This is a genomic window from Methylobacterium sp. J-048 (assembly GCF_022829515.1).
Classification (GTDB): domain Bacteria; phylum Pseudomonadota; class Alphaproteobacteria; order Rhizobiales; family Beijerinckiaceae; genus Methylobacterium.
Window position 1 is genome coordinate 21015 of the sequence record NZ_JAKSYL010000187.1, and the last position, 25846, is coordinate 46860.

The window sequence follows — 25846 nt, forward strand, 5'->3', positions numbered from 1 at the left end:
CCCGGGGCGGCCCGACGGTTCTCATTCCGGGGCGTGGAGCTGCGGGGTGAGCGGCCGATGGCGGCGCGAGACATCGATCCGGGGAGCGGCGGCGCATGACGACGCTCGCCCGTGCGCGCTTCAGCCAATTGGTCCTGCCCCGCCTCGATGAGGGCTACCGGCTCGCGCACTGGCTCACCGGCAACGCCACCGACGCCGAGGACGTGATGCAGGAGGCCTGCCTGCGCGCCTACCGGGCGATCGAGACCTTCGCGGAGGGCAATGCGCGGGCGTGGTTCCTGACCATCGTCCGCAACACCGGCTATTCGTGGCTGCAGCGGCACCGGCCCCGGGCGGTGATCTTCGCCGAGGACCTCGCCCCGGCGGCTCGGTCAGCCCTTGATGCCGGGAGCATGCTCGCCGAGGCGCCGGAGACCCCCGAGGCCGCCCTCATCGCCAGCGACGAGGCCGGGCGGCTCGCCGGGGCGATCGACGCGCTGCCGGTCCCGTTCCGGGAGGCGCTGGTCCTGCGGGAATATCACGGCCTCGGCTACCGGGAGATCGCCGAGGTGACGGGCGTGCCGATCGGGACCGTGATGTCGCGTCTGGCGCGGGCGCGCCAGCACCTGCTCGAACGGCTCGCGAAGGACGGGCGATGACCGGCGACGACGAAACCCTCCTGTTGCTCAGCGCCTACGCCGACGGCGAGCTGTCGCCCGGCGAGGTGCTGGCCATGGAGCGCCGCCTCGCGGCCGAGCCGGACCTGCGCGCGCTGGCCGAGCGCCTCCGCGGCCTCTCGGGTGCCGTGCGGACCACGCTGGCGGAGGTGCCGGTCCCCGGGACCCTGCGCGGGCGGATCGTCCAGCAGGTCGGGTTCGCCGATCCGGAGCCCCGCCGCTCCTGGTTCAGGTCCTGGCCGGCGCTCGCCGCGACGCTGGTGGCGGGCCTCGCCGTCGGCGCGTCGATCGGGGGCGGCCTCGTCCCGCTCGGGACCGCCGAAGCGCCCGCCCCGGCGGCCGAGGCCGTGCTCGCCGGCCATCTGCGGGGTCTCGCCGCGCCGCAGCCCTTCGATATCGCCTCCGCGGACGGGCACGTGGTCAAGCCGTGGTTCAACGGGCGCACGACCATCGCACCCGACGCCCCCGATCTGGCCGATCGGGGCTACCCCCTGATCGGCGGCCGGGTCGACATCGTCGACGGCAAGCCGGTGCCGAGCCTGGTCTACCGCCACGACCGGCACGTGATCAGCGTCACGGTGGTCCCGGCGACCGACGGCGCGCCGGCCGGCGAGGAGCGCCGGGATGGGACGTTCATCGAGCGCTGGGAAGCCGGCGATCTCACCTACTGGGCGGTGTCGGACCTCAATGCCCGGGACCTGCGCGGCTTCGTCGAGCTGTACCGCACCCGGACCGCCCGGCCGCGCTGACGAAATTGGCCCGGCCCGGGAATAAAGGCGCGGGGACTCGGGTTCTTCATCCCGTCATCGGCAACGATCCGACGAGGGACGCGCGTGATTGCCATCTCCGACCGAGACACACGCCCGGCCCGCGGGTTCGGCGCCCCGCGACCCGCCCCCGACCCGGTCCCGGTGGAGGATGCGCTTCACTGGCTGATCGAGCATTTCGAGCAGGCGGTGGCGATCACCGACCGCTCCGGTCGCCCACACTTCCTGAACCGCGCCGCCCACGCCCTGATCCGCCGGGGCCTGCTGCGCCTCCAGAACGGATGCCTGTGCAGCGGTACGCCCGAGCACGGCGCCGCGATCGGCCGGGTCATCGCCCGCTGCGCGGTCGGCACCGGCTGCTCCCTCCGCCTCGCGGGCGAGACCGGCACGCTCCTGATCGCCGCCTGCGCGATCCCCGGGAACGCCGTGCTCCTGCGCGTCATCGACCCCGCCTCCGCCCCGCTGCCGGACCCGGGCGTGCTGCAGGCGCAGTTCGGCTTCACCCCCGCCGAGGCGGCGCTCGCCACCGACATCATGGCCGGGAACGATCTCGCGGCGAGTGCGGCCCGGCGCCGGGTCACCCTGCACACGGCCCGCGCGCATCTGCGCCGCCTGTTCGAGAAGACCGGCACACGCCGGCAGGCCGAGCTGATGCGCCTGCTGCTGCTGTGCCCGCTTCCCATTCCGGCAATCGCCCGCGCCTGTGCAGGGCCGGTCGAATTTAGACTCCACCCTTGCTCAAATGAGTGATGCGGCGGACTTGAAATAAAACGACGCTCTTTCTCACCGAGACGCGACATAAAATGCGTATTCGATCAGGAGGAGAGCGGGCGATGATCTTGGAAATCCTGAAATCCATCCAGATCCGGCGTGCGGCGGCGCGCAATTACCGGGTTCTCTCTGCGCTCGACGACGATGTGCTCGGCGATGTCGGCCTGGATCGACGCACCCTGCGGGCCTTCTGCGACAACGGCTGCAGCCACCATGCCGGCATCGGGAGCAAGCCCGGCACGGGGCTGCCGGTCCTGATGCCCGGGAGCCTCACGCCCGCCCTGCGCTGAGGGCTCGGCCGACCCGCGGTCGCTTGCCCATGGCGGTCCTGTCCGTTTAGTGGCGGGGATGATCGCCACCGGCAGGCCGGACCGGCTCCGGGACCCAGAGGTCTTCCGGCGGTCGGGAGGATCCAAGGGCGATGCGCGCTGCGGCACTCGGCGGGACGGACGACCTAATCGACCTTGCGGCGGGCCAGCCTTGGCACCGCCTGGATGCCGAGGCGCGGCGCCCGGACTCCAGCGGGACCGTCCGGCTGCAGGTCGATCTCGGCCTGCGCTTCCCGATCCACGCCGTCGCGCGCGTTGGCGAAGTCCCCGGCGTTGCCGTCTCGGATGACGGGCAGGTCTGGTCGGAGCCCGAAGGGGAGGGCGTCTGGGCCCGCCATGTCCGCGTGACCGTGCGTCGTCCGATCGGGCGCGACGCCCCGGCCGTTCAGGTCTGGTGCACGCGGTCTTCGTTCGACCTGATCACCCTGCGGCACGTCCTGGGTGCGTCCTTCGACATGGCCGGCGAGCGGCCGGAATCGACACCCTACATCACCTACAGCCTCGTCAGCGCCGAGCGGCCGCGATCGCACGCGCTGGCCGGGCTCGCGCTCTACGAAGGCGGCGCCTTCGGCAATTGCCTGATCCAGTGCCTGCTGATCATCGGCATCGCCCGCAACCTCAACCTCAAGACGATCAAGCTCCCCGCCGCCGACCGCAGCGAGGTGATCGCGCTGTCCGAGCCCGTGACGCTCGGCGGCATCACCTTCATCCCGGGATCCGCGCCGCTGCCGCCGGACGGATCCTACCTATCGGGGATGTATTTCGACCTCGGGATCCAGCGGCTCGCCGGCGTGCTCGGCCCCAAGGAGACCCGGGAGATCGTGCGGGCCACGATCCGGCCGCTGTTCAACCGGTTGCCGGCGCGCATCCCCGAGAAGCCCGACGACGAGCTCCTGATCCATATCCGCTCGGGGGACATCTTCGGCACCTGGGTCGCGCCGCAATATCCGCAGCCGCCGCTCGCCTTCTACCGGATGGTCATCGACCGGCTGCTGGCGGAGGGCCGGATCGCGTCGATCAAGCTGGTGTTCGAGAACCGGCTCAACCCGGTGATCCCGGCGCTGGAGGCCTGGATCGCGGCGCGCGGCGTGCCGTTCTCCACCCAGAGCGGCGCGCTGACGGACGACGTCGCGGCGCTGATGAACGGGCGCTACCTCGTGTTCGGGCTCGGCACCTTCGGGCCGGGGGTCTGCCAACTCTCGGACCACGTCGAGCAGGTGTTCTACTTCGCCTCCGGCTGGCCGCAGCACTTCAAGGGCATCCCGACCATCGGCACGGTGGTCGAGGTGCTGGACGTGGCCGGCGGCTACACCAAGGTCGGCGAGTGGGACAACTCGCCCGAGCGCCGCGCGCTGATGCTCGACTACCCGATCGAGAACCTCGCCTTCGACGACGCCTGACCCTGCCGCCCTTGCCGAAGGCGGGAAACTCGGTGACAAGCGCCCGAGAAACCTTGAGTCGGTCCTGCACGCCGAAAAGAATCCTGGATTCAAAAGGTCCGTGACCTTTTGCGGGTCCGGGGCGGAGCCCTGGTGTCGGGCTTCGCCCGATGCTCGTGGGCCAAGTCCGAAAGATCTTGCCCCGAACCCCGCCAAAGGGCTGAGCCCTCTGGAATCCCGGTCTTGCCGATGCGCCGATCGACGGCTGGGTCAGCCGCCCGGGAGGATCGATTTGGTCAGCGCTGTCCAGCCCTCAGAGGCCCTGCGGGTCAACGCCTTCCCGATGCACCGGGCCGAGATCCTGATGCAGCAGCGGCGCCGCCTGCGCCCGCGCCGCAAGACCCTGGTCAGCTTCGCGGCGAAGTACCACTACGTCGAGAGCCAGCGCCGCTTGGTCGCCGCGGCCGCCGCCACCGGCGATTTCGACACGATCGAGAGCTGGTCGCCCGACCGTCTGCGCGGGACCCCGTTCTACGCGGCGCACAGGCAGATCCTCGACCGGTCGCGCGGCGCCGGGAACTGGGCGTGGAAGCCCTACATCATCGCCGAGGCGCTGGCGCAGAGCCGCGACGGCGACTTCATCGTGTTCACCGATACCGGCATGCAGGCGATCGACGCGGATCCCCTGCCGCCGGTCACGCCGCTCCTGACCTGGCTCAACGGATCCGGGCGCCGGGTCGCGGTCGGCGTGCTGCACGGGAAGCCCCAGCGGGTCTGGACCAAACGCGACTGCTTCGTGCTCATGGACTGCGACACCGAGCGCTACTGGAACGCCGACCAGATCCAGGCGACCTGGATCGCCTTCATGGTCAGCTCCGAGACCCGCCGCCTGGTCGCCGAATGGCTGCGCTATGCCGGCGACGAACGGGTCGTCACCGACATCCCCAACCAGATGGGCCTGCCGGATTTCGACGGCTTCATCGACCACCGCTTCGACCAGAGCATCCTGTCGAACCTGATCTACAAGCTCGACCTGGAGATCCCGCCCCTGCGGGAGGCCTCGAAGAAGATCAAGACGCTGATCGGCGAACTGGAGATGGACACGCTGGTCTCGGCGCGGCCGTCCGAGAACCTCGCGCTCAGCAAGACCTGGCGCGCCAGCTCCGCCTCGCCCTGGTCCGGGACGAGCGGCGTCTACGGCGAGCGGACCACCGGCGACCCGTCGTTCTTCTTCCACACGGCGCTCGAGCCGAATCCCTGGTTCGTGCTCGATCTCGGCGCGGTCGAGCGGGTCTCGGAGATCCGCATCTACAACCGCTGGGGGCAGCCCAGCGAGCGCGCCCAGATGATGCGGGTCTGGCTCGGCGAGACCGAAGCCGAGTATCGCCTCGTGTTCGACGCGGTGGATGCCGACTGGCATCCCGGCATCCCGCTGCATCTCCGCTTCGACAATGCCCGGTTCCGCTACCTGAAGGTCGATCTCGACGAGGAGCAGGTCCTGCACCTCGACGGGATCGAGATTTTCGCGGCCGGCTGAGACCACACCACAAACGATGACGACACCCATGACGAGGGCGACCGCATGAGCGCGCCGGCCGGCGACAGGCCGCTCTTCCCGTTCGGGCCGATCCTGTTCTTCGGCGACTCGGTGACCGCGTCCTGGACGGCGCAGATGCCAGAGGCCTTCTCCGGGCCGCAGACCGTCGCGCGCGGGATCCCCGGGCAGGCGACCCGGGACATGGCCCGCCGCCTGCGCTCCGAGATCGCGCTCTACGGGGCCAGGGGCCTCCACCTGATCTGCGGCCGCGACGACATCCTGGGCGGCAACCCGGGCGTCTCGCTGGACGGCATCGTAGCCGACATCCGGGCGATGCTCGCCGACACGCGCGATCTCTACGTACGCAGCTGGGTCGGCTCGATCCCGCCGGTCGACCCGGCCTCACCGGCCGTTGCCGGGCGGCCCCTGGACCTGATCGCGCAGGTGAATGCGTGGCTGCGCGACCACGTCCACGAATACGGCGCCGGCTTCATCGACCACGACCCCGTCCTGGCGACCGCGGCGGGCGGGCTCAAGCCCGAATTCAGCGACGACGGCGTGAGCCTCAACGCCGCCGGCAACGCCGCGCTCCAGGCCGCGATGCTGGCGGCGCTCACCGCCCCGGGCGTCGATCAGATCTGGCCGCCACCGGAGAGCGAGGACGCGGCGCGGCGGCGCAAGTTCCTGCACCATTTCGGCTACCTCGACTCGAACACCCGCCACCCGAGCCCCTACATCCAGTTCGCCGGCAAGCCGGGGGCGAGCCATTACGGCGTCCCGTTCGATGCCCACGGCTTCCTCAACGCCACCGCGATCACGGAGCACAAGCCCCCCGGCGAGACCCGGATTTTTGTCGTTGGCGACTCGACCACCATCGATGGCGGCACGCTGGCCAACACCCTGCCCGGGCGTCTCGAACGGCTACTACGGGCGCAGGGTCGCACGCGCGCAAAAGTCTACAATTTCGGCGTGATGTCGAGCTGCCTCACGCAGATGACCCACCTGATCTGGTCGAGGCTCGTGGGCTACCAGCCCGACGCGATCGTGGTGATGAGCGGCAGCACCGACCTGTTCCAGCCCTGGACCTACGATCCGCGGCCCGGCTACCCGTACAACGCCTTCATCACCGAACGGCTCTACGACCACTTCTTCGACACGCACGATCCCCGGGCGCGGGAGGACGGGTTGTCCTACGACGCGCTGGTCACCCTGATCTACGAAGAGCTGAAGCGGCTGCGCGCGGAGGCGGGCTGGCAGACACCCGGCTGGGAGGACGCGATCGTCCACCACTACCGGCTCGCGGCGCACCGCCTCACCAAGCTGTCCCACGACCACGCCGTGCCGATCGTGAGCGTCCTGCAGCCGACCGTGCTGCGCAAGCGCCGCCTCACGGAGGTGGAGCGGAGCGTCGCCTCGGGGGCGTTCCTGGCCTATCTCGACCGCCAGTACGGCAAGCTGGAGGCGTTCACCGCCGAGCTCGTGGCGCGGCGGCCCTACCGCAGCACCTTCACGGCCCTCGACCTCAGCGGCCTGTTTCGCGATCGGGAGGAGGGGACCTTCTACGACATCGTCCATTACGACGATCCGGCGCGTGAGATCGTCGCCGCGCGACTGGCCGCCGAGGTGGCGAAGGTGCTCGACCGGCCCCGCACGCCGTTCGCGCGGGTGCGGCGCTGGCTCGGCGGGGGACGGTAGCCCGCCGTCTTACCCCTGTCGGTCAGCTCGCTTCACGCGATGGGTAAAAATGACCGACAGCCACGGCACGACCTCGTGCTCGACCTCGATCGAGAGCAACACTTCGAGGTGGAGCGCGTAGGGGAGGGTGAGGCGGAAGCCGCAGCGGGCCTCCTCCATGGTGGTCGGCATGTCGCCCAGCACCGCCGCGATCACGTCGGGCCGGTGGACGTCCACGGGTATCCGCTGAACCTCGCCGTCGACCTCGGCGACGAGCGTCGCCTTGGCCCGGCTCGCCGAGACCACCCAGCCGGAGAGCAGCACCTGCCCGTCCTGGATCTCGGCCCAGACCCGGTCCTGCGGCGTTTCGAGGTTCGCCCGGGCGAAGGAATCCGGCAATTCGCCGTCGAGCTCGGCGATGGTGCAGCCGACCTCGTATTTCTCGAAGCCGCGCCCCTCCCCGAAGATTTTTGCGAACTGCTTCTGGTACTCGGCGATCCGGGCGTTCCTGATGTCCTCGGGCAGGCCCGACCACTGGCCCTTCTCTTGGACCGTGTAGACCGACAGCAACTCGCGCAGGAACGCAATGCGGCCCTTGTCGGCGACGTAGAGGTTCATCAGCCAGTCGGCCGCCGCCGCGTTCTCGTAATACGCCTCGGGCACCCGGCGCAGGGCCTCGGCGCGGTAGACGCAGCAGGAGAAGTTGGCGGTGAGCGGCGCGTTGGCCAGCACCGGGAAGCTGATCGTGCCGGTGGGATAGCGGCCCTGCTCGTCGTGCGGCACAAAGGAGCCAGTCGCCGGGTAGTGCAGCAGGACCCAGTTGAAGCACATGTCGAGGGCGCGGTCGTTGCGCAGCATCCGAAGCTGCATCGCGATCTTGCGGTCGGACAGCCAGTAATCGTCGGCCTCGCAGAAGGCGATGTAGCGCCCGGTGCAGGCGCCGAGGCAATCCTGCATGTTGCGCAGCATGCCGAGGTTTTTCGCCCGGGGCCGCACGGTGATCCGCTCCGGATCGCGCGCCCGGTAGGATTCGACGATCTCGGGCGTCCCGTCGGTCGAGCAATCGTCCCCGATCACCACCTGCAGCTTGAACAGGCCGCGCTGGGCCAGCACCCCGTCGAGGCAGCGGCGGATATAGCCGGCATGGTTGTAGGCGGTGACGATGACGCTGACCGTCAGTTGCTCTTCGAGCCAGACGCGCAGGGCTGCCGGCTCGCCGGAGAGGTCGTCGGGCGCGTCGAGGCCCATGTCGCGCAGGGCCGCCCGGGCGATGTCGGGATTGGCGTCGATCAGGGCACCGAGGCTCGGGACGTCCTCCTCGTCGAGATAGGCCTCGGCCAAGCGCCGGAAGATCGCCTTCTGCGAGGCCTCGTAGCCGGCGGCGTAGCGCCCGCCGAAATGGCCGCGGAGCGTCCGGAAGAACGCGATCTCGGAATTTCCGAGCTTCTTGTGCCGGGCGAGCTCGGTGGCGTAGGTCGCCCACATCCCAGCCGCGTGCTTGCGGTAGACCGCCATGACCTGGGGCAGGAAGCCGATGCGGCCGACCTCGGCATGCATCAGGTGGACGTACCAATCCCCCGGGGCGATGCCCTCGTCGAGCCGGAAGGGCTCTTCGCCGTGGTAGCGCCAGCGATAGAGCACGCTGTTGGTCTGGACGAAGTTGTGCGCGACGAGGTCGGACAGAGACGGCTGCGGGCTCGAATGCTTCGGATAGATCTCTTCGACCCCCGGCATGTCCTCGTAGAGGACGCGCACCGGGTGGAAGCACAGGGTGAATTCCGGATTCGCCCGCAGGAATTCGACCTGGCGCTGGAGCTTGCTCGAATCCGTCCAGTAATCGTCGCCCTCGCAGATCGCGACGTACTCGCCGCGGGCGCGAGCCGTGAGGTCGGCGAAGTTCTTGTTCGGCCCGAGATTCTCTGATCGCAGCACCGCCACGAGGTTGGGATGGCGCGCGGCGTAGTCCGCGATGATCTCGGCGGTGCCGTCGCTCGACCGGTCGTCGCCGACCAAAAGCTCGAACGGGAAATCCGTGACCTGCCCGAGGATGCTGTCGAGGGTCTGCCGGATGAACCGGGCCTGGTTGTAGGTGATGCACAGGACCGACACGACCGGCCGGTTCCATTCCGGCGCAGGCTCGGCCTCGGCGCGGGCGCGGATCCAGGCCGCGAACGGGTTGACGAAGCTGCCGTCGAAGCTCTCGTCCGGCTCGGCGGTGAAGTCCGCCCGCGGCTGCCGCCCGAGCCGGGCGCCGTACTTCACGTAGTGTTCGAGCGGCGACAGGTCGGTCAGGCCGACATCGGGATAGCGCGTCGCGTACCAGATGTGGTCGAACCGGCCGCTGCGATAGATCGTCGAGAAATCGTCCTGCCACGGCTCCAGGGCGGGCGTCGCCGTGCTCGCACCCGGCGCGGCGTCTCCTGCACCGTCCTGCATCGATCCCATTCCTCGAACGCTGGGCACCGCTGCCTTCGACCGGCCCCTAGAGGGTGCCGGGAAGGCGTCCTTCCTCGGAGCCGTGGTTGTAATAGTGCCGCGTCGGGTCGGCGCCGGCATTCGCGACGTCGTCGTTGCACGCGAGATAGAAATTTCGGTCGAACAGCCCGGAGGTCTCGAGCCAGTCGAGCAGGGTCTGCTCGGGGACGACCGGCGCCCGCTCGGGGCTCGCTGCGGCGGCCTCCCGGTAGAGATGCACGAACTTGGCGATCCGGGCGGCGACCTCCTTGGCGGGGGGCCGGCGCACCGAGGAGGCGACGACGCTCGATTGCTCGCCGGGCCGCCGGCGCTGCAGATCGGCCTCCGCCAGACGCACCAGCCGGGCCAGCTCGCCCTGCGCGTCCTTGAGCCTCGCCTGCGTCTCGGCGAGCTCGGCCCGCAGCGCGTCCACGTCCTCGCTCAAGGTCGGCTCCGTCTCAGTCTCGACGTCCTGCGATCCGGGCGCGGGATCATGCGGCGGGATCGATCGGGTCCGGGCACGATCGTCCCTGCGCCGCGTGTGAGGCGGGGTGATACGATCGGCTCCGGGACCGGTCAACCTTGGCCGGTCCGGCCTATCCGGCGGGTTCGCTCGCGTCGGGACGCCATCGTCTCGAAGCGGCGCCAGCCTAGCCATTCGCATGCGGCGACGACTCCGCGAGCAGCCCTTGCGCGACGTGGCTGCCCGTGGCCTGGGGCGGCTCTGCCTACCCCGCCACCGCCTGCGACCCGACCGAGCCCTCCACCAGCGGGCCGGGGATCGCGGCCTCGGCATCGACCATCAGGCGCGCTTCGTGACGGCGCATGAACATCCACAGGGCCACGGCGCCCAACAGCACGAAGGCCAGGAGCGCGAGGCCCACCGGGCCCATGACGTTCTCGATCGAGCGTCCGCAGAGATACGCGCCGAAGCCCATGATCGAGGCCCAAGCGACGCCGCCGACGGCGTTGAAAAACATGAAGCGGCGCGCATCGAGCTTGTTCACGCCCGCTAGGACCGCCGCGTAAGCGCGCAGCATCGCGGTGAAGCGGCCGAAGAACACGATCTTCCCGCCGTGCCGGCGGAACAGGTACTGGCCGAGCTTGAGCCGGCCGTGATCGAGGCCGATCAGGTGCCCCTTGCGCAGCAGCAGGGGCAGGCCCCAGCGCCGTCCGACCCAGTAGCCGGCATTGTCGCCGAGGATCGCGGCGGTCGCGGCGATCGCCACCACGAGGGCGATGCTCAGGCTGCCGGTGCTGCCGGCATAGGCCGCCGAGGTCAGCAGGACCGTCTCGCCCGGGAGCGGCAGGCCGGCGCTCTCCAGCGTGATGATGATGAAGATGGCGATGTAGCCGTAGTTGGCGATCAGGTCGGCAATCGGCAGATCGTGCAGGAAGGACATGCGGTCTCCTCGCGGATCGGAGGGCTGCCCAGTCGGCGAGAAACATGGCCGCTCCGGGGCGAAGCCCGAAATATCGGGCCGGACGACGATCGGCTGTGCCGCCGAGCACGACGGCTCCCGGGCTACGCCAGCCTCAGCGGGCCGGGTTCGGAAGTTCGCCGTCCCCGCGCGTCTCCGCCAGATGGGCTCGCATCCAGTCGATCGTGCCGATGAGCCCGTCACGCAGGGCGACCTGGGGCCGCCAGCCGAGTTCGGACCGAATCAGCGTGGTGTCGAGCACGTTGGCCGGCACGTCGGCGGCGCGGCTCGGCTTGTACAGGCAGGGCAGGCGCTCGCGCCCGAAGGCCCGCTCCAGCTCGGCGATGATCTGGTTGACGCTCAGGCCCGTGCCGCTGCCGACATTCATCACCATGTGGGGGCCGTCATAGCCGACAGCGGCCAGGAAGGCGTCGCTGACGTCGTCGATGTGCAGAAAGTCGCGCACGACCTCGCCGGTGCCCCAGACCTCCAGCGGCAGATCCGCGAGCACGCGGTGGATGGTGCTGCCGATCAGGCCCTGGTGCCTGTTGCCGAGCTGGAACCGGCCATACGGGTTGGCGATCCGCAGGATCTGGTAATCGATCCCGTGGAGATGCCGGTACAGGTGGAGGGACTTCTCGATCATCAGCTTGCTGATGCCGTAGGCCGAGATAGGATCGGTGGGCGCCGCTTCCGGGATCGGGGTGGCGCGCGGGATCCCGTAGATCGCCCCCCCGGAGGACGCGAACACGACCTTCCTGATCCGGGCCGAGCGGCAGATCTCGAGGAGGTGCAGGGTCGCGATCGGCGCGGCGGCGAGCTCTGCGGACGGGTCCCGGTTCGAGCTCTCGGGGATCGATCCGGCGATGAGGTGGAAGACGAAATCCTGACGCTCGACCGCGTTGGCGATGCCGAGCCGATCGGCGAACTGGCCGGTCACCCGGGCGACGCGTCGGTCGAGGACCTCGGCTTGCGGGTGACTGCGGCTGAAGCAGGTGACCTCGGCGCCGGCCTGAGCGAGGCGGTTGCACAGGTTCAGGCCCAGGAAACCGGCACCGCCCAGCACAAGGCAGCGGGCCCCCGCGAGCGTCGAAGCCGATGGGCCGGCTCCGGCCGCCGGATCGACCGGCGGCCCGTGACGTCCTCGGCCGCCGCTCATGGCCTGAGTTCGGCGCCCGGATGCGCCGGAGCCGGGACTGCCGGCGCGTCGGACCGGGCCGGGTCCGGGTCTCGCACTTCGATCAAGCGCTCGACCAGGGCGAGGGCGGACTGCTGCAGCATGCGCCGTGTCGGCTCCAGCGGCGCCTTCCCGTAGGCCCGGGTCGCCGCGTAAGCAGCTGCATAGGCCGCATCCCAGCCGGCGGCGAAGATCGGCGGCCCGGCCTCGTCCAAGGCGTCCCGGACGGTGATCCAGGCGGCCTGCTGGGTGGCATCCCAGGCGGCGGCCCGAACCGCGGAGCCGGTCTGCCGCAGGGTGAGGTTGGCGACCGCCGCCCGCTTGCGGGCGCGCTTCAAGTGATCGCAGAGGGAGGCGAGATCGGCGACGTCCGTGAGTTCGGCCCGGTCGGCGAGTTCGTCCGCCTCGACGTTCAGCTTGGCCAGCCGGAACCACGCCGGCACGTGGCTGCGCACGAGCCAATCGGCGACCATCGCGATACGCCGGCGCTCCAAGGCCTCCGAACCGTTCGTTCCGACGAGCCGCGGGACGAGCGGGAGGATCAGGCCGTCGCGCTCGGCCTGCGGCAGGCCATCGCTCCAGGTCCGGATGAAGGCGGCGATGCTCGGCGAGGCGCAGGCGGGCTGATCGGAATGGAGTTCGCTGGCAAGGTCCGCCACTGCCTCCAGGGCGCACATCGCTCCGTCACGCCCCTCCTGCGTGCCGGCCGCCAAGGTCGGGATTCGCGCTTGCCCGTCGCCACCGATCTCGGGACTCCCCAACTCATCCATGCAAAGGCGTTCCACTTCCTGCGCCTGCGGCGGATCCGGCCTGGAGGCTTCGGGCCGGGGCCTCTCATTCCAAGGTCCACCGTGCCGCGACCCCGGAACCGCGACTGACCACTCCCAGGCGGGGACTTACCAGCTCTGCGGCACGGCGCTAAGGGTGATCTCCGATCATGCCGCACGATGAGCTGCTTCCCTCCGGCCGCCGTCTAAGGCTCGCAGCGCACGTCGGCGCACGGAGTTTGTGGGTCGAGCACACGGGCATGTCAGACTTCCTGAATGTGATCAAAGATCTCCGCGGCGGTCACCCCCAACTATTCGCGAATCTCGCCGCAAGCGTGGCCGATCCGGACGCGGCGGGAAGCAATCCTGGCACGATGGTCCGTCATCTCGATGCCTTGGCGTTCCGGTTGGACGGTAGCGGCGAGATTGGCTTGGCAGCACAAGCCTACGAGATGGCCGCCGCCCTGGCCGGCCCCGACAGCAGCCGCTGGACCCTGTCGGCCGCCGAGGCTCGGCTGCGCGACTTCTGCATGCAGGGACGCTTCGCAGAGGCCGGCCCGGTCATTGCGCGGTTGCGGGCGGCGGACGCGAACCGACTGAGGCCCAAGATCACGGACGCTCTCGTCGATAGGGGTTGGTTGCTCGAGTTGCGCGGTGAGGCCGAGGCCAGCGTCCAATGCTACAGGCTCGCCCTGGAGCTCAACGGCCACGAACCCGGCCTCATCTCGCGAGACGGGGATCCGCTGCCGAAGAAGATCAAGAATCTGAGACGGCTTCAGCTCGACATGCTGATCGAGGCCTGCGCGTTCGACGACGCCGTCGCCCTGCACGAGACGACCCGCCAGCTGATCGGCGCAGGGCCCTTGGCGTGCTATGACATAGTCGGCATTGGTGCTTTAGCAGGCCAGCTCGGTGTGCGTTACACGGAGATGCGGCCGCCGCGCCCGATCCAAGAGCCACAGTTGAAATTCACTGAACCGCCACCGCCTCTGACTTCAGAGGCCGGGGACCTGGAGGCGCCGAGCCAGTATCTCGCGCTCATCGACAACTGCCACGCCTTCCCGCGCAGCAACCTCGTGTTGAAGGACGCGCACCTGATCTACGACCTCGCGGCTCATCCCCGTCGCGGCGACGTTCTGCTTCAGGATGGGGTCAACCCGGACCAGATCGTGATGGCGGCTTTTGGGACAAAACAGGCCCTTGTCGAGGTTCCGGAGGACAGCCTAACCATCGAGGCCGGGCTCTCGATGTTCGGCCTGCAAAGCCGCAACTACGGCCACTGGTTCTGCGAATTTGTCCCGCGCATGCTGGCCTACAACGACCCGCGCTGCCCGGACGGCATCCCGCTCTGCATCGACGACCATATGCCGCCCACGCATGAGGAGGTCGTCAGCCTCATAGACACGCGCGATCGCTCAATCATCAAGCTACCTCCCCGGCCGGTGGCGTTCGGCTTGCTCGGCCTCGCGCCAGTGCCAGCCTTCTTCCCGTTCGAGATGAAGCCTGGCCGGCGCGTTTACGACACGATCTGGCCGGCGGATATCCTGGTGGACCTGCGCACACGCATCCTCGACAGCGCTCGCGAACGCGGTGCACTGAGTGGACGCGCCGGCCGTCGGCTGTTCATTTCGAGAAAAGCGTTCGCGCAACGCCAACTCATCAACGAAGTCGAGATCGCTGAGGCCCTTCGCCCGCACGGCTTCGAGGTCATTACCCCGGAAACAATGACATTCCTCGAACAGGTCGACGCCTTCCACTCCGCCGACCTCATCGTGGGCTCGTCGAGTTCGGCACTAACGAACGGCCTATTTTGCCGCCCGGAGTGCCGCATCCTTGGCCTCATTCACGCCAATTTGGGGTTCAATTTTCGGGGCTACACCAGCTTCATCGAGGCAGGCGGTGCGCAGATCACGTTCGTCCGGGGTCAGACGGTCAACGAGGAGGGACACGCCTTTCACGCAAGCTACAGCATTGCCCCAAACGAGATCATCGCGGCCTTGGACCGGCTGCGGCAGCCGACATCTGCGGCAATGCCCTCGCCCTCGAAGACGGAAGCCCCACGGACGATCTTCGGGCGTATGATCGGGGCTCTGCCGTTCGTGCCCCGCAATGGCCCCGGATAAACTTGTGGTAGCATTTTCGTCGCGTTACCCGCCCTGATACCAGCTATTCATTGCGGATCAGCTCAGTTCCGCTTACGAGGCTTGGCGACATCGGATCACCCATCGATCCGCACTCAGCCCTTAAGCGGGGCCAGGATTTCTGTCTGTCCATGCAACTGTCCGGCGATCAAGAGCCGGTACTTGAAAGCCGGGGTTTCGGCATGGAAAAAATGACTCAGCCGTACCTGATCGAGTTCCGCGACATTCTCGATCATAGGGGGGCGCTAACTCCGATCGAGGCTGAGAAGGATGTGCCTTTTGCCATCCGCCGCATCTATTACATCTATGACGTATCGCACGGCGCCGTTCGGGCGGGCCACAGTCACAAAGAGTTGCAACAGGTTCTCATAGCACTTTCTGGCAGCTTCAACGTCCATCTGGACGACGGCTATGCGCGCCAGACCTTCATGCTCAACCGTCCCAACATAGGCCTCTACGTTCCGCAGATGACGTGGCGCGACATCGATAACTTTTCGGGAGGCGCAGTGTGCCTTTCGCTTGCCTCGCAGCATTACGAGGAAAGCGACTATTATAGGGATTACGAGTCGTTCATCCGTGCCGTTGGACGTCGGTAAGAGAAAGTTGAGATGCAGATTCCGTTTCTTGATCTCAGCCGCACTCACGACGCCATCCGAGCAGAACTCGACGCCACATGGCACCGGGTCCTGAACCGGTCGCGCTACATCTTGGGCGAGGAGGTAGAAGCCTTCGAGTCGGAGTTCTCCGCGTATTGCGAGGCCGAGCACGCCGTCGGAGTCGCAAACGGCCTCGACGCGCTGATCCTCATCCTGCGCGCCTACGGCATCGGCCCCGGAGACGAGGTCCTCGTACCGTCGAACACGTTCATTGCGACATGGCTAGCGGTCAGCCAAGTGGGTGCGAAGCCGGTCTCCGTCGATCCGGACCCCTCGACATACAACATGGACCCAGCTGGAGCAGCCAAGGCGGTCAGCAGCCGGACAAAGGCCATCATGCCGGTCCACCTCTACGGCCAGCCGGCCAACATGGAGGCGTTCCGCGCCCTGGCGCACCGACACAGTCTCGTCTGCATTGAGGATGCCGCGCAGGCTCATGGCGCGAGCTTCGCCGGGCGGCGGACTGGCAGTCTTGGCGACGCTGCCGCGTTCAGCTTCTATCCGGGCAAGAACCTGGGTGCCCTGGGGGATGGCGGGGCCGTGACCACGTCCGACCCGGCGGTCGCACGCCGGATTCGCGAGATCGCCAATTACGGCTCGCGCGAGAAATATGTACATCGGCAGCAGGGGGTGAATTCACGGCTTGACGAGTTGCAAGCCGCGCTCCTTCGCATCAAGCTGCGCCATCTCGACGACTGGAACAATCGCCGCCGCTCCGTCGCGGCCGCATATCAGGCCGGCCTCGCCCAGACGGGCCTTACCCTACCGCAAGTCGACCCGCGCACAGACCCCGTCTGGCACCTGTTCGTCGTCCGGTCCGGGCAGCGGGATGCGCTGGCGGCGCGCCTCGACCAAGCGGGCGTCGGCACCCAGATCCATTACCCGATCGCACCGGCAGACGCCGAAGCCTATGCGGGCGACCCAATCGCCGGGGAAAGCCATTTGGGCCGCACGCTCGGTCGAGAGATCCTGAGCTTACCTATCGGGCCCCATCTCCAGGACGAGGAAATACGGCACGTCATACGAGCTTGCCAGGAGGCCGTGACCCCGGACCATCGCACCGGCGCAGCGTGAGGTTTGCCGAGTCGGACCGCCGGTCACGACTCTGTCAACGGCCCTGAAGTCCGTGGCCGGGCCGAAGCGGCCCTCGCATGGGGCGCCCGAAGCGCGGCGAGCCTGGGATTTCCCGGGCTCCGTACGCCAATCGCAAACGGAAAAGGAGGCCACCTGTGTCATCGTCTTCTCTGAACGCTGCCGACGGGGGGCATTCCAAGGACGGATCGAGTTCCCTAGAGTACCTCCAGACCGGCCGTGACGTCGATCTCGCCAATGTCGATCTCACGTTCGAAGGATTTCGCGCCCTCGCACGGAACCCACACCTCACCGCCAATGAGCGGATCGGCTTTCCGGAGACGTACCGTAACGGCTTCGAAGAGGCGATCCTCCGCGACATCTCCGCTAAGCTCCCAGCCCTTCTCGGAACCGGCGCCACGATCGTGGATATCGGTCCCGGATGCGCCGGCCTGCCGCATCGCCTGATCGACCTGTGTCGCGAGAGGAACCATCGCTTGGTCCTTGTCGACAGCGCGGAGATGCTCGAGCAGCTTCCCGACGTCGCCGACGTGACCGTGAAGATCGCCGGTTCGTTCCCGGCGATCCGGGATTCCATCCGGGATCAGGTAGGCCAAGCCGACGTCATCCTCTGCTACAGCGTCTTCCACTACGTGTTCGTGGAGGGTAATCCCTTCACCTTCATCGACAGCATCGTTGAGCTTCTCGCTGATGGCGGCCGTGCCCTGATCGGTGACATCCCGAACATCTCAAAGCGACGCCGTTTTTTCGCGAGCGAAACTGGCAGGCGCTTTCACAAGGACTTCACCCGAACCGACACCGAGCCCGACGTCCGATACAACGAGCCGAATCCTGGCAAGATCGACGACGCCGTGCTCACGGGGCTCATCCAGCGGGCACAGGCCGCAGGCGCGGACGCCTACCTCATGCCTCAGGCGCCAGATCTCCCTATGGCCAACCGGCGCGAAGATCTCCTCATCATAAAGGCTTGATCGATGAAACGGCTGATCATCTTTGGAAATGGCGAGATCGCCAGCATGGCCTACGAGTATTTCACCCATGACAGCGACTACGATGTGTCGGCTTTTTCGATTGGAGAGGAATACATCACGCAGCCGCACTACCACGATCTACCGGTGATCCCACTTACTCAGGTCCAGCAGGCCTTCCCGCCGGACGAGTACGACGCCTTCGTCGCCATCGGCGACTCGAAACTGAATCGGGTCCGAACAGATCTCTGCGCACAGGTCAAATCCATGGGCTATAAGCTGACATCGTACGTCAGCACCAAAGCCTTCGTCTGGCACAATGTCACGATCGGCGAGAACTGCTTTATTCTGGAGCACAACGTCATCCAACCCTTCGTTGAAATTGGGAACAACGTCACGCTTTGGAGCGGCAATCACATTGGCCATCGCACAGTCATCGAAGACCATGTCTTCGTGAGCTCGCATGTCGTGATTTCCGGATTCTGCAGAATTGGAACCTACAGTTTCCTCGGTGTCAACGCTGCCATAGGGCATGGCGTAACGATTGCGCCTGACAACTTCATCAGCATGGCCTCAAGCCTCGCGCAATCGACGGAACCGGACAAGATCTACCAGGGCAATCCGGCGGAGCCACGCAAGATCTCGGCCACGCGCTTCTGCCGAGCGCGCTAGCGATGACCCTGTCGATCCGGCGGTTCACCCAGGATCAAGCCTCGGCCTGGAACGCACACAATCGAACGGCGGCAAACGGACATTTCTTGTTCGATCGCAGCTTCATGGATTACCACGCCGACCGCTTTACGGACGCCTCGCTGCTCATCACCCGGGAAGACACGATGCTGGCGGCGCTTCCCGCCAATATCGACGGCGATACGATCTATTCCCATCAGGGGCTGACATTCGGCGGCCTCCTGACCGCCCGCCTGTCGACCGACGCGACGCTAGCGCTGTTCGAGGATTGCCTCAATCATTACAGACAGACCGGCGCCAGAAAGCTGATCTACAAGCCGCCGCCGTCGATCTATCATCGCCGGCCCGCGGAGGCCGATCTCTACTGCCTGTTCCGCGTCGGCGCCCAACTGGTGCGAAGGGATGTAACCACGACAATTGACTATCGACTGCCCGGCGAACTCTCGTCGCGCCGCCGTCGGGGAGTCGGTAAGGCGCAGAAGGCCGGTCTTACCATCCGCACCGACAGCCGCTGGCCCGCTTTCTGGGACATCCTCGCGCAGACGCTCCAAGAGCGCCACGGAGTTACGCCGGTTCACACCCTGCCGGAGATCGAGATGCTGGCTTCACGCTTTCCAGAAAACATCAAGCTCTTCACGGCCGAGCAAGAGGGAGCGACGGTGGCCGGCGTCGTGATCTTCGAGACCCAGGACGTCGCGCATGCCCAGTATATCGCATCCAACAGACAGGGGCGCGACGTCGGTGCCTTGGATCTCCTCTTCAGCACCCTCATCAAGACCTACCAACCGGTGAAGCGCTACTTCGACTTCGGCATCTCGACTGAGGAAGGCGGTCGCGTCCTGAACCAGGGCCTTCTGACCCAGAAGGAGGAATTCGGCGGAAGTGCCGTGATGCACGACACCTACGCAGTCGCGCTGTAGCGACACAGCCCGGCCAGTCTGAAACCTGGCCGGGGCCTTGTCCCATCTTGCGACCGGCCACCCCGTGGGCCGGAGGAAATTATCGCCCCTCCGACGCATTCGCGGGCTGACCGTGTGAATCGAAGCCCGCGCTCGGCGCTGGGGCTTGGGGCTACTGTCGATCGGGTTGCGACAGCTTCTGTGGTGCCGAATGGATCGACCAACGGGGGATGGATCTTCCAATGCGCGACGTCCGAAGTCCGCATAGGAGACGAGCGCATCATCTGAATTGAAAACGCTTGACTCAACGGGCCGAAGGTATCTCCAAGATCGGGAGCCACTCTAGTTGGATGCCAGATCCCGGTAGGCCAGACCAAAGCCGGTCCGTCCAAAGCCGTTACCGTTGTAGAAGAGCAGCGTTCGATCTTCGACCTGACACGTCGCGCCGAAGCAAGTCATCTCGGACGCCCATGCATGCCCCGCAGCATCGACGACCTCAACGAAGCGGGACCGATCGACCGGGCCTTCGTCCCACGGGCACATCATCAGCGTGTAAGCTCGTTCGGTTCGCACCGAGACCATCAGGGCTGGCGCCTGTCCGGGGAGAGTTTCGATACGCGGACGGCCAAAGCCGATCTCGCCATGCGCCTCATCCGGCAGCAGCACATCCTCAGTCGGGTCCGGCCAGTGAATCCCATCTGCGGACCATGACCGGCGGATGGCGTATCTCGGAAGCAGCTTCCCTGATGGGCTAGGGACAAAACGGTTCCCACCAATATAGAGCATCTGGAAGCCGTTATCCACTCGCTGAACGAATGGGGCAGTCCGAAAGTACCGCTCGTCGGGTGTCGCCGGCAGGACGGGTTCCGTCTTCCAGCGCACAAAGGTCTTGCCGAAATCTTTGCTTAATGCAAGGCCAGCCAAGAGCGTGTAGGGAACGTCCTGAGACAGTCTTTGCCAGCCGACATAATACAGTCGCCACACGGCATCGAAAATTTCAAGATGACAGGGATTGACCCCATCAGCGTCGAAACACCCCATGGTTCCGAGGTCTAAAACGGGAGCGGGATCGAAATGGATCACCGCATGGGGATGGTCCAAGCTCAAATCGACGGCAAAAATCCGTCCTCGCAGGTCGGCATCGCAGGACGAGAAATAGACCCTGATGCGATCTGCCAGCACGATCGGCGTGGGCAGCATGGCGTGTGTCTGGAGAAGCCCCGAACCTGGCGCCTCGAATCGCAGGCCAAGATCGGTCCATTGCTTCTTCATGCCGTCATTCCTGTCGACCAAACCGCGACGACGTGCGTCGGAATGGCAAAACCTCAGATATAGGTTCGCAACACAGTGTCCAAGTAATCGAGGTCGATGCGATAATTGCCATGCGTCAACTCCAGCGAGCGGCGCCTCTTCTCAGCGCCGGGACGAAAGGCATCGTGCTCACCAGGGACGGCTAGGTAACGACACTCGGCAAACGTCGCAAGGCTGGCGAACGTCGAGAACTGCACGGCGAACGGCGACACGAGTCCCAGGACGAGCGTGTCGGGAGACGCAAAAACCAAGTTGGCGAAGGCGGCGCCGATCGGCCCGGCGATGCAACCCGCGGATCTGAAAGCTTCGACCTGCTGCGCAAAGCTGAGCTGTCCTGGATTGACGATCTCGAAGCCATGCCGGTGAAAAACCGCCTCCACCTCCGCGGCATTCGTGATGTTACGGCCCGCGGATCGGCCGAGATAGAGCTTCCGGGCGGGTAAAGCGCGAGGCGCCGGCGCGGTGTCGAGCACCCGCGCCCGCAGCCAGGACAGACTCGCGTGATTGACGGCGGCGACCGTCCAAAACTCGACGTCGGGCGTATCCGGGATGAAGGTCATCAAGGACGGAACATAAAGAGTCTTCACGTCCAGCCGCTTGCCGTGTTCCCGGATCGTGAACGGACGTCCCGGGAAGAGCAGCTTCAGCGCCTCCATTTCCTGCGGAAACAGATCGTCGCTCAGAATGAGCGGCACATCCGCCGGAATGGACGCCTTGTCGATGATGTAGCCCTTCGTGGCGTACTCGATCAGGAAATGGAAATAATTCGCCCCGCATCGCCCGATGAGTAGGATACCTGCATCAATCGCTTGATCGACGTCCTGCGGGACCCGAGCCAGGACCCGGTCGCCCTTCGACCCAAAACAGTTGATGACGAACTCGCATTGACGGCTCGTGTAGCGGAACACCGGATCCGCCTCCGGCTCGTAGACCACGAAAGCGGCATGGGAGACGATCTGGGCGAAGCCGAAGATCGACGCATCTTGAATCTTGGCACACCAGAGTTCCGGACATTGCAGTCGGCGCGCGGTCGAAGGCTGCGCACGAAGGGCGACCTCGGGGTCCGCAAAGCTGAACACGCCGGCTTCCGCGATGCTGCGGCAGTCGATCCAGGGTACCGCGTCGTGCCCGATCCGCACCACAGGATAGATCGAGCCGAGCCCGGCGGCGGCGGCCCCGCTCGGGCCCGTGGACAATGCGGACCGCACAGCAAGGAAGCGCGCGAGCACGAGGACGAGCCGAAGCTGCAGCGTGAAACCGCGCCGAGTCGCGAGCTGGTTGATGCGATAGCGGAAGCAGTCTGTGATGTCTTGACGGCTCCGTCCGAGCAACGCCAGAACGGCGAGTAGCACGGGCGACCACGCGAAGATCCGCCCCTCTAGGCGCTCGTTGGGCGCGCGCAGCGGGGAGGCGTGCCAGTACCGCGCGAAATGGGCGACGGGATCGACGCCCGCTGCCGCCACATCGGCGTTTCGCGCCAGATAGAAGGCCGGATCCACGATGCGCTGCGCGATGCGCAACGTCACACGTTCAAGAATGGACGCCATGCTCACGGATTACGCGATCCGAGGGCCGGTCTGCACAGAGCGAGTTGCCCAAACCACGGCCGAACATCGGCGCGCATCCATTCACGAGGCGCGCTGCTGTGCGCAATGCCGCTCGATTGTCTGCCGTTGGGCGACCTTGAAAGCATCGTAGGCCGAACGTGAGAAATGAAAGAAATAGTCTTGCTCATTTTCGTCGATGATCTCGGCGCCAGATCTGAGATGGAAAGCCACGACGTTCTCATTCTCCCGCCGGACATCGAAGTGAGCATGTTCGAAACCGAGATGCCCAAAGCCCAGTTCGCACACCGCAAGCGCTGAATAGCTCGCAAGGCCGATCACCGGCGGCGGCTCGATGATCCAGCTTCCCCAACAAAAAGACCTCAAGCCGTTGATGGTGCGGAAATCGTACATCCGAACCGTTCCGCGGTCCTGTTCCGCCGATACGATGATGAAATAATACTGCTTCCCGGCTGCTTCGTCGTCCTTGTACCGGGTCAACCACGAGATCTGCTCCGGGACGCTGGTCGGCGGGGCATTTAGAAAGCGGCTGAGCCGCGGGTCAGACCGCAACCGGTAGATCAACGGCCCGTCGGACGGTTCGGCCAAGCGCAGGTAGGAGCGTCGTGTAGGGTCGAGTTGAACTGTTCCGCGGAGCTTGTTGACTGACATGACCTGTCCGTGACTGGATACTTTACGCTGCCCGAAGTGCGTTGGCCTTGCAATTCCGCGGTCCGCAGACTTGTATCGTCGACTGTCTCACGTCCGGTCTTGAGCGCCAAGCCCGAGCTATTGGCACACTGCAGTCTCGCTTGGTATCGCCAACAGAACCCCGTACTCGAGCGGTGCGGCCGGAGATCCGACACCCGTGCCGAACGGCCCATTCGTGCGTCGTAGGATCGCGCCCCCCGGAGCTGGATCATCCGATCACCTCCTCCAGAGCTCGGTCGAGGTCGACCTTCGCGATCGAGAAATCGAACCGTGACCAGATCCAATATCGATCGGCACGCGCCAGCGATGCGCCTGCGCAGAGAACGTAGGATTGGCCGATCGCGCTGGCGAGACTCGTGAAGGTCTCGCTTAGGATCGCGTCGGCGGAGAAGGCGAGCACCTTCGTGGCAGGCGGTGCGAAGACGAGGTTCGACAGGGCCGCGCCGCCGGGTGCCGCAATGATCTCTACGTCGGAAAAAAGCTCGATCTGATCGTCGATCGTCATGCCTCCCGGATCGACGATCGCGAAGCCAGCCTCCTTCAAGCGATCGATGACCTCTGGCTCGTTCAAGAATCCGCGCTTCACGGCTGCGCTCCCGCGCGTGAGGTAAAGCCGCTTGCCGGGCCTGACCGCTGCGGCCGAAGCTCCGGGGACGAGTCTCTCGCGGAGGAAGCGGACAGCTTCCGGGTGGACGACGAGGTTCTTGGACAAGCGGGGCGGCAAGACCAGATGCGGCACGCTGACCGGACGGGAAAAATCGACGAGGCACAGCCGCGATCGCACGACTCCGACGCGCGACAGAAGATCCAACTGCCAGGACGCGGCATTCCTATCCACCAGAATCGGCACATCGTCGTATTCCGACCCCCCAGTCACAGCTTCAGTATTTGGAATATCTTCCAACAACCAATGGAAATAGTTGCTATTATTTCCGATGAAGCAAGCTCTCTCAACGGGTGCGGCTATCGGTATTGCACGCGTGTAGATGGCTCGCTTTTCGGCGATCGTCACGATCGCGGAACAGAAGGTCTGATCGTGGCAACGCCGCATATGCGACTGGCTAGCCAGAAGAGCCGTCCCGTCCACTAGCACGGTACCATATTCCGGCAGCAACTGCGCCGCGCGCATCTCGCTGAGGGACGCCACCGGGAAAGGCAGAAGCGTCCGCACCCGCGATGCCCGGCCTCCGTAGATCAGAACGTAGTCCACAACCAGAGACTGCGCATCCGCGACCGGCAGCGATGCGACTTGATACGACTCAACAAAATCCTCACCGTCTTCCACGATGGCCGCGACCCCATGGATGCTCTGCTCCCCCACCTCACGGGCGGTGTCCTTGAAGAGATCGAAGCCCGCCTGCGGATCCGTTCCGAACAAGGCAAAAGCCTGCGCGAAACGTGCGACATCCTCCGTCTGGTCAAGCGCCGCCAGACGCGCGGCCGCATCGCGAGCCGAGGACCATTGCCCTGCCGAAAGTCGTGCGAAGGTGAGCATGAGCCAGATATCGGCACCGTCGGGCTCGAGAGCGGCGGCTGTCTCCAGCAGGGCAATCGAGTCCTCGAAGGTCCGATCATGCCACGTCCGTCCGAAACCAAGATCGAGGATCCGGCCCGGATTGATGGCGGCTTGGTGCGACGCGTATTCGTTGAACTCGGACGCCCAGATCGCCTGAACCAGATAGATGTCGCCGAGGGTCAGCAAGGCGAAGTCGCGAAGCGAGTCGGACTGATCGAGATCCCGACAGAGCGCTTCGGCATCCGAGAACAACCCAATCGTCTTGAAACTGTTAGCGAGATAAAGCTTGAGGCTGGCTCGCGGTGCCGTAAGCGCGCGCGACAAATGGCTGGCCGATTGCGAGCGGGCGAACGGTCGCGCGAGGAAGGTGACGGCGCCCAGCGGGACGTCCTCGAAACCCTCCGCCCGGAACCGCCGGACCGCGGTCAAGAAGAAGCGCACTTGACTGATCGCCTGAGATCCCGCGGCAAGCGGCAGGCGAGGCCGCGAGATGGCGTAAGCCAAGCACCCAAGGACGAACACGCACAGTCGGACGGAGCGGCCCACGCGCGCGTCACGCGGGGTCAGCGCCCACGCCGGGTCCATCCAGCGCACGAGACGGGCCCGCTGCGTCTCGTCCACTGCGAGCGGCTGCCGACCGGCGCGGAAGACAAACCGCTTGCGACCCCGCATGCGTCCGACATGCAGGAAGTGCGCGACCGGACCGAAATCGCTGGACGCCACATCCGGATAGACGGCGACATACCGTTCCGACCAGAAATTTGGTCCGGTCTCCCTGCCCTCGCGCTCACCCCAATGCATATAATGATGGAGTGCGGTCGTCTTGTTCGCCAAAATATCGAGGTGCTTTCCGATGTCCGGATAAGCGTCGAAATAGAACTTTGTTGAAAAATATGGATTTGGATCGCGCATAAACGTATTACTATTGACAATATAATCGTAAAGCGGGTTTCTCAGCATGGAGAAACCCAACTTGTATGTCTGTAAATACCACTTGGAATCAAATAAACTATTTGGGAAATAACCCTTCCGGGCCCCCACGCGCACGTAATGGTCGATGGGATCCTCATCGGAGCGTAAATGGAACCCGTATGTTTTGAGGTACCATATGCGGTCGAACAGACCGCTTTCCTCGATCACGGTCCTCATGCGGACGCTTGAACCGGTGCCTCGCTTCGCATCAGGCGCCGTCCCGTGCGCGGCCCAACGTCGGGGGCTTAACCTTCGGAGGAACCGTTCTGGCAAATCCGCGACCCAGGCCCACGTGCTCAGAGACAGAAAGTCCAGCGCTTGAGACTCTTGAAAAGTCACATCTGCACTCTTCTGTGATTAACAACTATGCACGAAGCAGAGGTGTCGTGGGATCGTCCGGGTCGACACCGCTGC

At 65.8% G+C, this 25846-nt stretch carries 22 protein-coding genes; 13 read left to right on the forward strand and 9 right to left on the reverse strand.

Annotation, left to right across the window (positions count from 1 at the left end):
- Window positions 1–95: 95 nt before the first annotated feature.
- The 7 genes from MKL09_RS19130 (at window position 96) to MKL09_RS19160 (ending at window position 7134) form a co-directional block, all read left to right on the forward strand.
- Window positions 96–638 (forward strand): sigma-70 family RNA polymerase sigma factor, encoded by a 543-nt coding sequence (locus tag MKL09_RS19130; protein ID WP_244022728.1) that lies wholly within the window; start codon window positions 96–98, stop codon window positions 636–638.
- Window positions 635–1405, forward strand: a complete 771-nt coding sequence (locus MKL09_RS19135; protein WP_244022729.1) for an anti-sigma factor family protein — start codon at window positions 635–637, stop codon at window positions 1403–1405. The genes MKL09_RS19130 and MKL09_RS19135 overlap by 4 nt, the downstream gene beginning before the upstream one ends.
- An 84-nt stretch (window positions 1406–1489) precedes the next feature.
- Window positions 1490–2173, forward strand: coding sequence for a helix-turn-helix transcriptional regulator (locus MKL09_RS19140; RefSeq protein ID WP_244022731.1), 684 nt, complete (start codon window positions 1490–1492; stop codon window positions 2171–2173).
- Between the two features lie 83 nt (window positions 2174–2256).
- A complete protein-coding gene (locus MKL09_RS19145; RefSeq protein ID WP_244022733.1) occupies window positions 2257–2484 on the forward strand; it encodes a DUF1127 domain-containing protein in 228 nt (75 codons plus the stop codon).
- A 131-nt stretch (window positions 2485–2615) separates the two neighbouring features.
- Complete coding sequence (locus tag MKL09_RS19150; protein WP_244022735.1) at window positions 2616–3923, forward strand: coagulation factor 5 8 type domain-containing protein; 1308 nt, start codon at window positions 2616–2618, stop codon at window positions 3921–3923.
- Window positions 3924–4194: 271 nt separating this feature from the next.
- A complete protein-coding gene (locus tag MKL09_RS19155) occupies window positions 4195–5439 on the forward strand; it encodes a hypothetical protein (protein ID WP_244022737.1) in 1245 nt (414 codons plus the stop codon).
- A 45-nt stretch (window positions 5440–5484) separates the two neighbouring features.
- Entirely contained in the window at window positions 5485–7134 is a 1650-nt protein-coding gene (locus MKL09_RS19160; protein WP_244022739.1) for an SGNH/GDSL hydrolase family protein, read from the forward strand.
- Window positions 7135–7143: 9 nt separating this feature from the next.
- On the opposite strand, the gene MKL09_RS19165 is transcribed toward MKL09_RS19160, so the two are convergent.
- From MKL09_RS19165 to MKL09_RS19185, 5 genes are all read right to left on the reverse strand, one after another.
- Window positions 7144–9549 carry a glycosyltransferase family 2 protein gene (locus tag MKL09_RS19165; RefSeq protein WP_244022741.1) on the reverse strand — a complete coding sequence of 802 codons (2406 nt, stop codon included), beginning with the start codon at window positions 9547–9549 and terminating at the stop codon, window positions 7144–7146.
- Window positions 9550–9595: 46 nt separating this feature from the next.
- Window positions 9596–10012: a hypothetical protein gene (locus MKL09_RS19170; protein WP_058191954.1), complete on the reverse strand. Its 417-nt coding sequence runs from the start codon at window positions 10010–10012 to the stop codon at window positions 9596–9598.
- Window positions 10013–10295: 283 nt separating this feature from the next.
- Complete coding sequence (locus tag MKL09_RS19175; RefSeq protein WP_244022743.1) at window positions 10296–10970, reverse strand: DedA family protein; 675 nt, start codon at window positions 10968–10970, stop codon at window positions 10296–10298.
- 133 nt (window positions 10971–11103) lie between these two features.
- Window positions 11104–12147, reverse strand: coding sequence for an NAD-dependent epimerase/dehydratase family protein (locus tag MKL09_RS19180; RefSeq protein WP_244022745.1), 1044 nt, complete (start codon window positions 12145–12147; stop codon window positions 11104–11106).
- Window positions 12144–12935, reverse strand: a complete 792-nt coding sequence (locus tag MKL09_RS19185) for a hypothetical protein (protein ID WP_244022747.1) — start codon at window positions 12933–12935, stop codon at window positions 12144–12146. Before MKL09_RS19185 ends, MKL09_RS19180 begins: the two co-directional genes overlap by 4 nt.
- 257 nt (window positions 12936–13192) lie before the next feature.
- Here MKL09_RS19185 and MKL09_RS19190 point away from each other — a divergent pair, with 257 nt between their 5' ends.
- The 6 genes from MKL09_RS19190 to MKL09_RS19215 all read left to right on the forward strand — a co-directional run bounded on the left by MKL09_RS19190 (window position 13193) and on the right by MKL09_RS19215 (window position 19399).
- A complete protein-coding gene (locus tag MKL09_RS19190; protein ID WP_244022749.1) occupies window positions 13193–15055 on the forward strand; it encodes a glycosyltransferase family 61 protein in 1863 nt (620 codons plus the stop codon).
- 149 nt (window positions 15056–15204) lie between these two features.
- The gene (locus tag MKL09_RS19195; protein WP_244022750.1) at window positions 15205–15669 is read left to right on the forward strand and encodes a sugar 3,4-ketoisomerase; all 465 of its coding nucleotides are present in this window, start codon (window positions 15205–15207) and stop codon (window positions 15667–15669) included.
- A 12-nt stretch (window positions 15670–15681) separates the two neighbouring features.
- Window positions 15682–16803, forward strand: a complete 1122-nt coding sequence (locus tag MKL09_RS19200; protein WP_244022752.1) for a DegT/DnrJ/EryC1/StrS family aminotransferase — start codon at window positions 15682–15684, stop codon at window positions 16801–16803.
- Window positions 16804–16958: 155 nt separating this feature from the next.
- Window positions 16959–17792: a class I SAM-dependent methyltransferase gene (locus tag MKL09_RS19205; RefSeq protein WP_244022753.1), complete on the forward strand. Its 834-nt coding sequence runs from the start codon at window positions 16959–16961 to the stop codon at window positions 17790–17792.
- A 3-nt stretch (window positions 17793–17795) separates the two neighbouring features.
- Window positions 17796–18461 carry an acetyltransferase gene (locus tag MKL09_RS19210; RefSeq protein WP_244022755.1) on the forward strand — a complete coding sequence of 222 codons (666 nt, stop codon included), beginning with the start codon at window positions 17796–17798 and terminating at the stop codon, window positions 18459–18461.
- Between the two features lie 2 nt (window positions 18462–18463).
- Window positions 18464–19399: a GNAT family N-acetyltransferase gene (locus tag MKL09_RS19215; protein ID WP_244022757.1), complete on the forward strand. Its 936-nt coding sequence runs from the start codon at window positions 18464–18466 to the stop codon at window positions 19397–19399.
- A gap of 321 nt (window positions 19400–19720) precedes the next feature.
- Here the strand turns inward: MKL09_RS19215 and MKL09_RS19220 are convergent, their stop codons facing one another.
- From MKL09_RS19220 to MKL09_RS19235, 4 genes are all read right to left on the reverse strand, one after another.
- Window positions 19721–20650: a hypothetical protein gene (locus MKL09_RS19220; protein ID WP_244022759.1), complete on the reverse strand. Its 930-nt coding sequence runs from the start codon at window positions 20648–20650 to the stop codon at window positions 19721–19723.
- Between the two features lie 53 nt (window positions 20651–20703).
- The gene (locus tag MKL09_RS19225) at window positions 20704–22236 is read right to left on the reverse strand and encodes a glycosyltransferase family 61 protein (RefSeq protein WP_244022789.1); all 1533 of its coding nucleotides are present in this window, start codon (window positions 22234–22236) and stop codon (window positions 20704–20706) included.
- Window positions 22237–22317: 81 nt separating this feature from the next.
- Complete coding sequence (locus tag MKL09_RS19230) at window positions 22318–22905, reverse strand: GNAT family N-acetyltransferase (RefSeq protein ID WP_244022762.1); 588 nt, start codon at window positions 22903–22905, stop codon at window positions 22318–22320.
- Window positions 22906–23152: 247 nt separating this feature from the next.
- Window positions 23153–25609 carry a glycosyltransferase family 61 protein gene (locus MKL09_RS19235; protein ID WP_244022764.1) on the reverse strand — a complete coding sequence of 819 codons (2457 nt, stop codon included), beginning with the start codon at window positions 25607–25609 and terminating at the stop codon, window positions 23153–23155.
- Window positions 25610–25846: the final 237 nt, after the last annotated feature.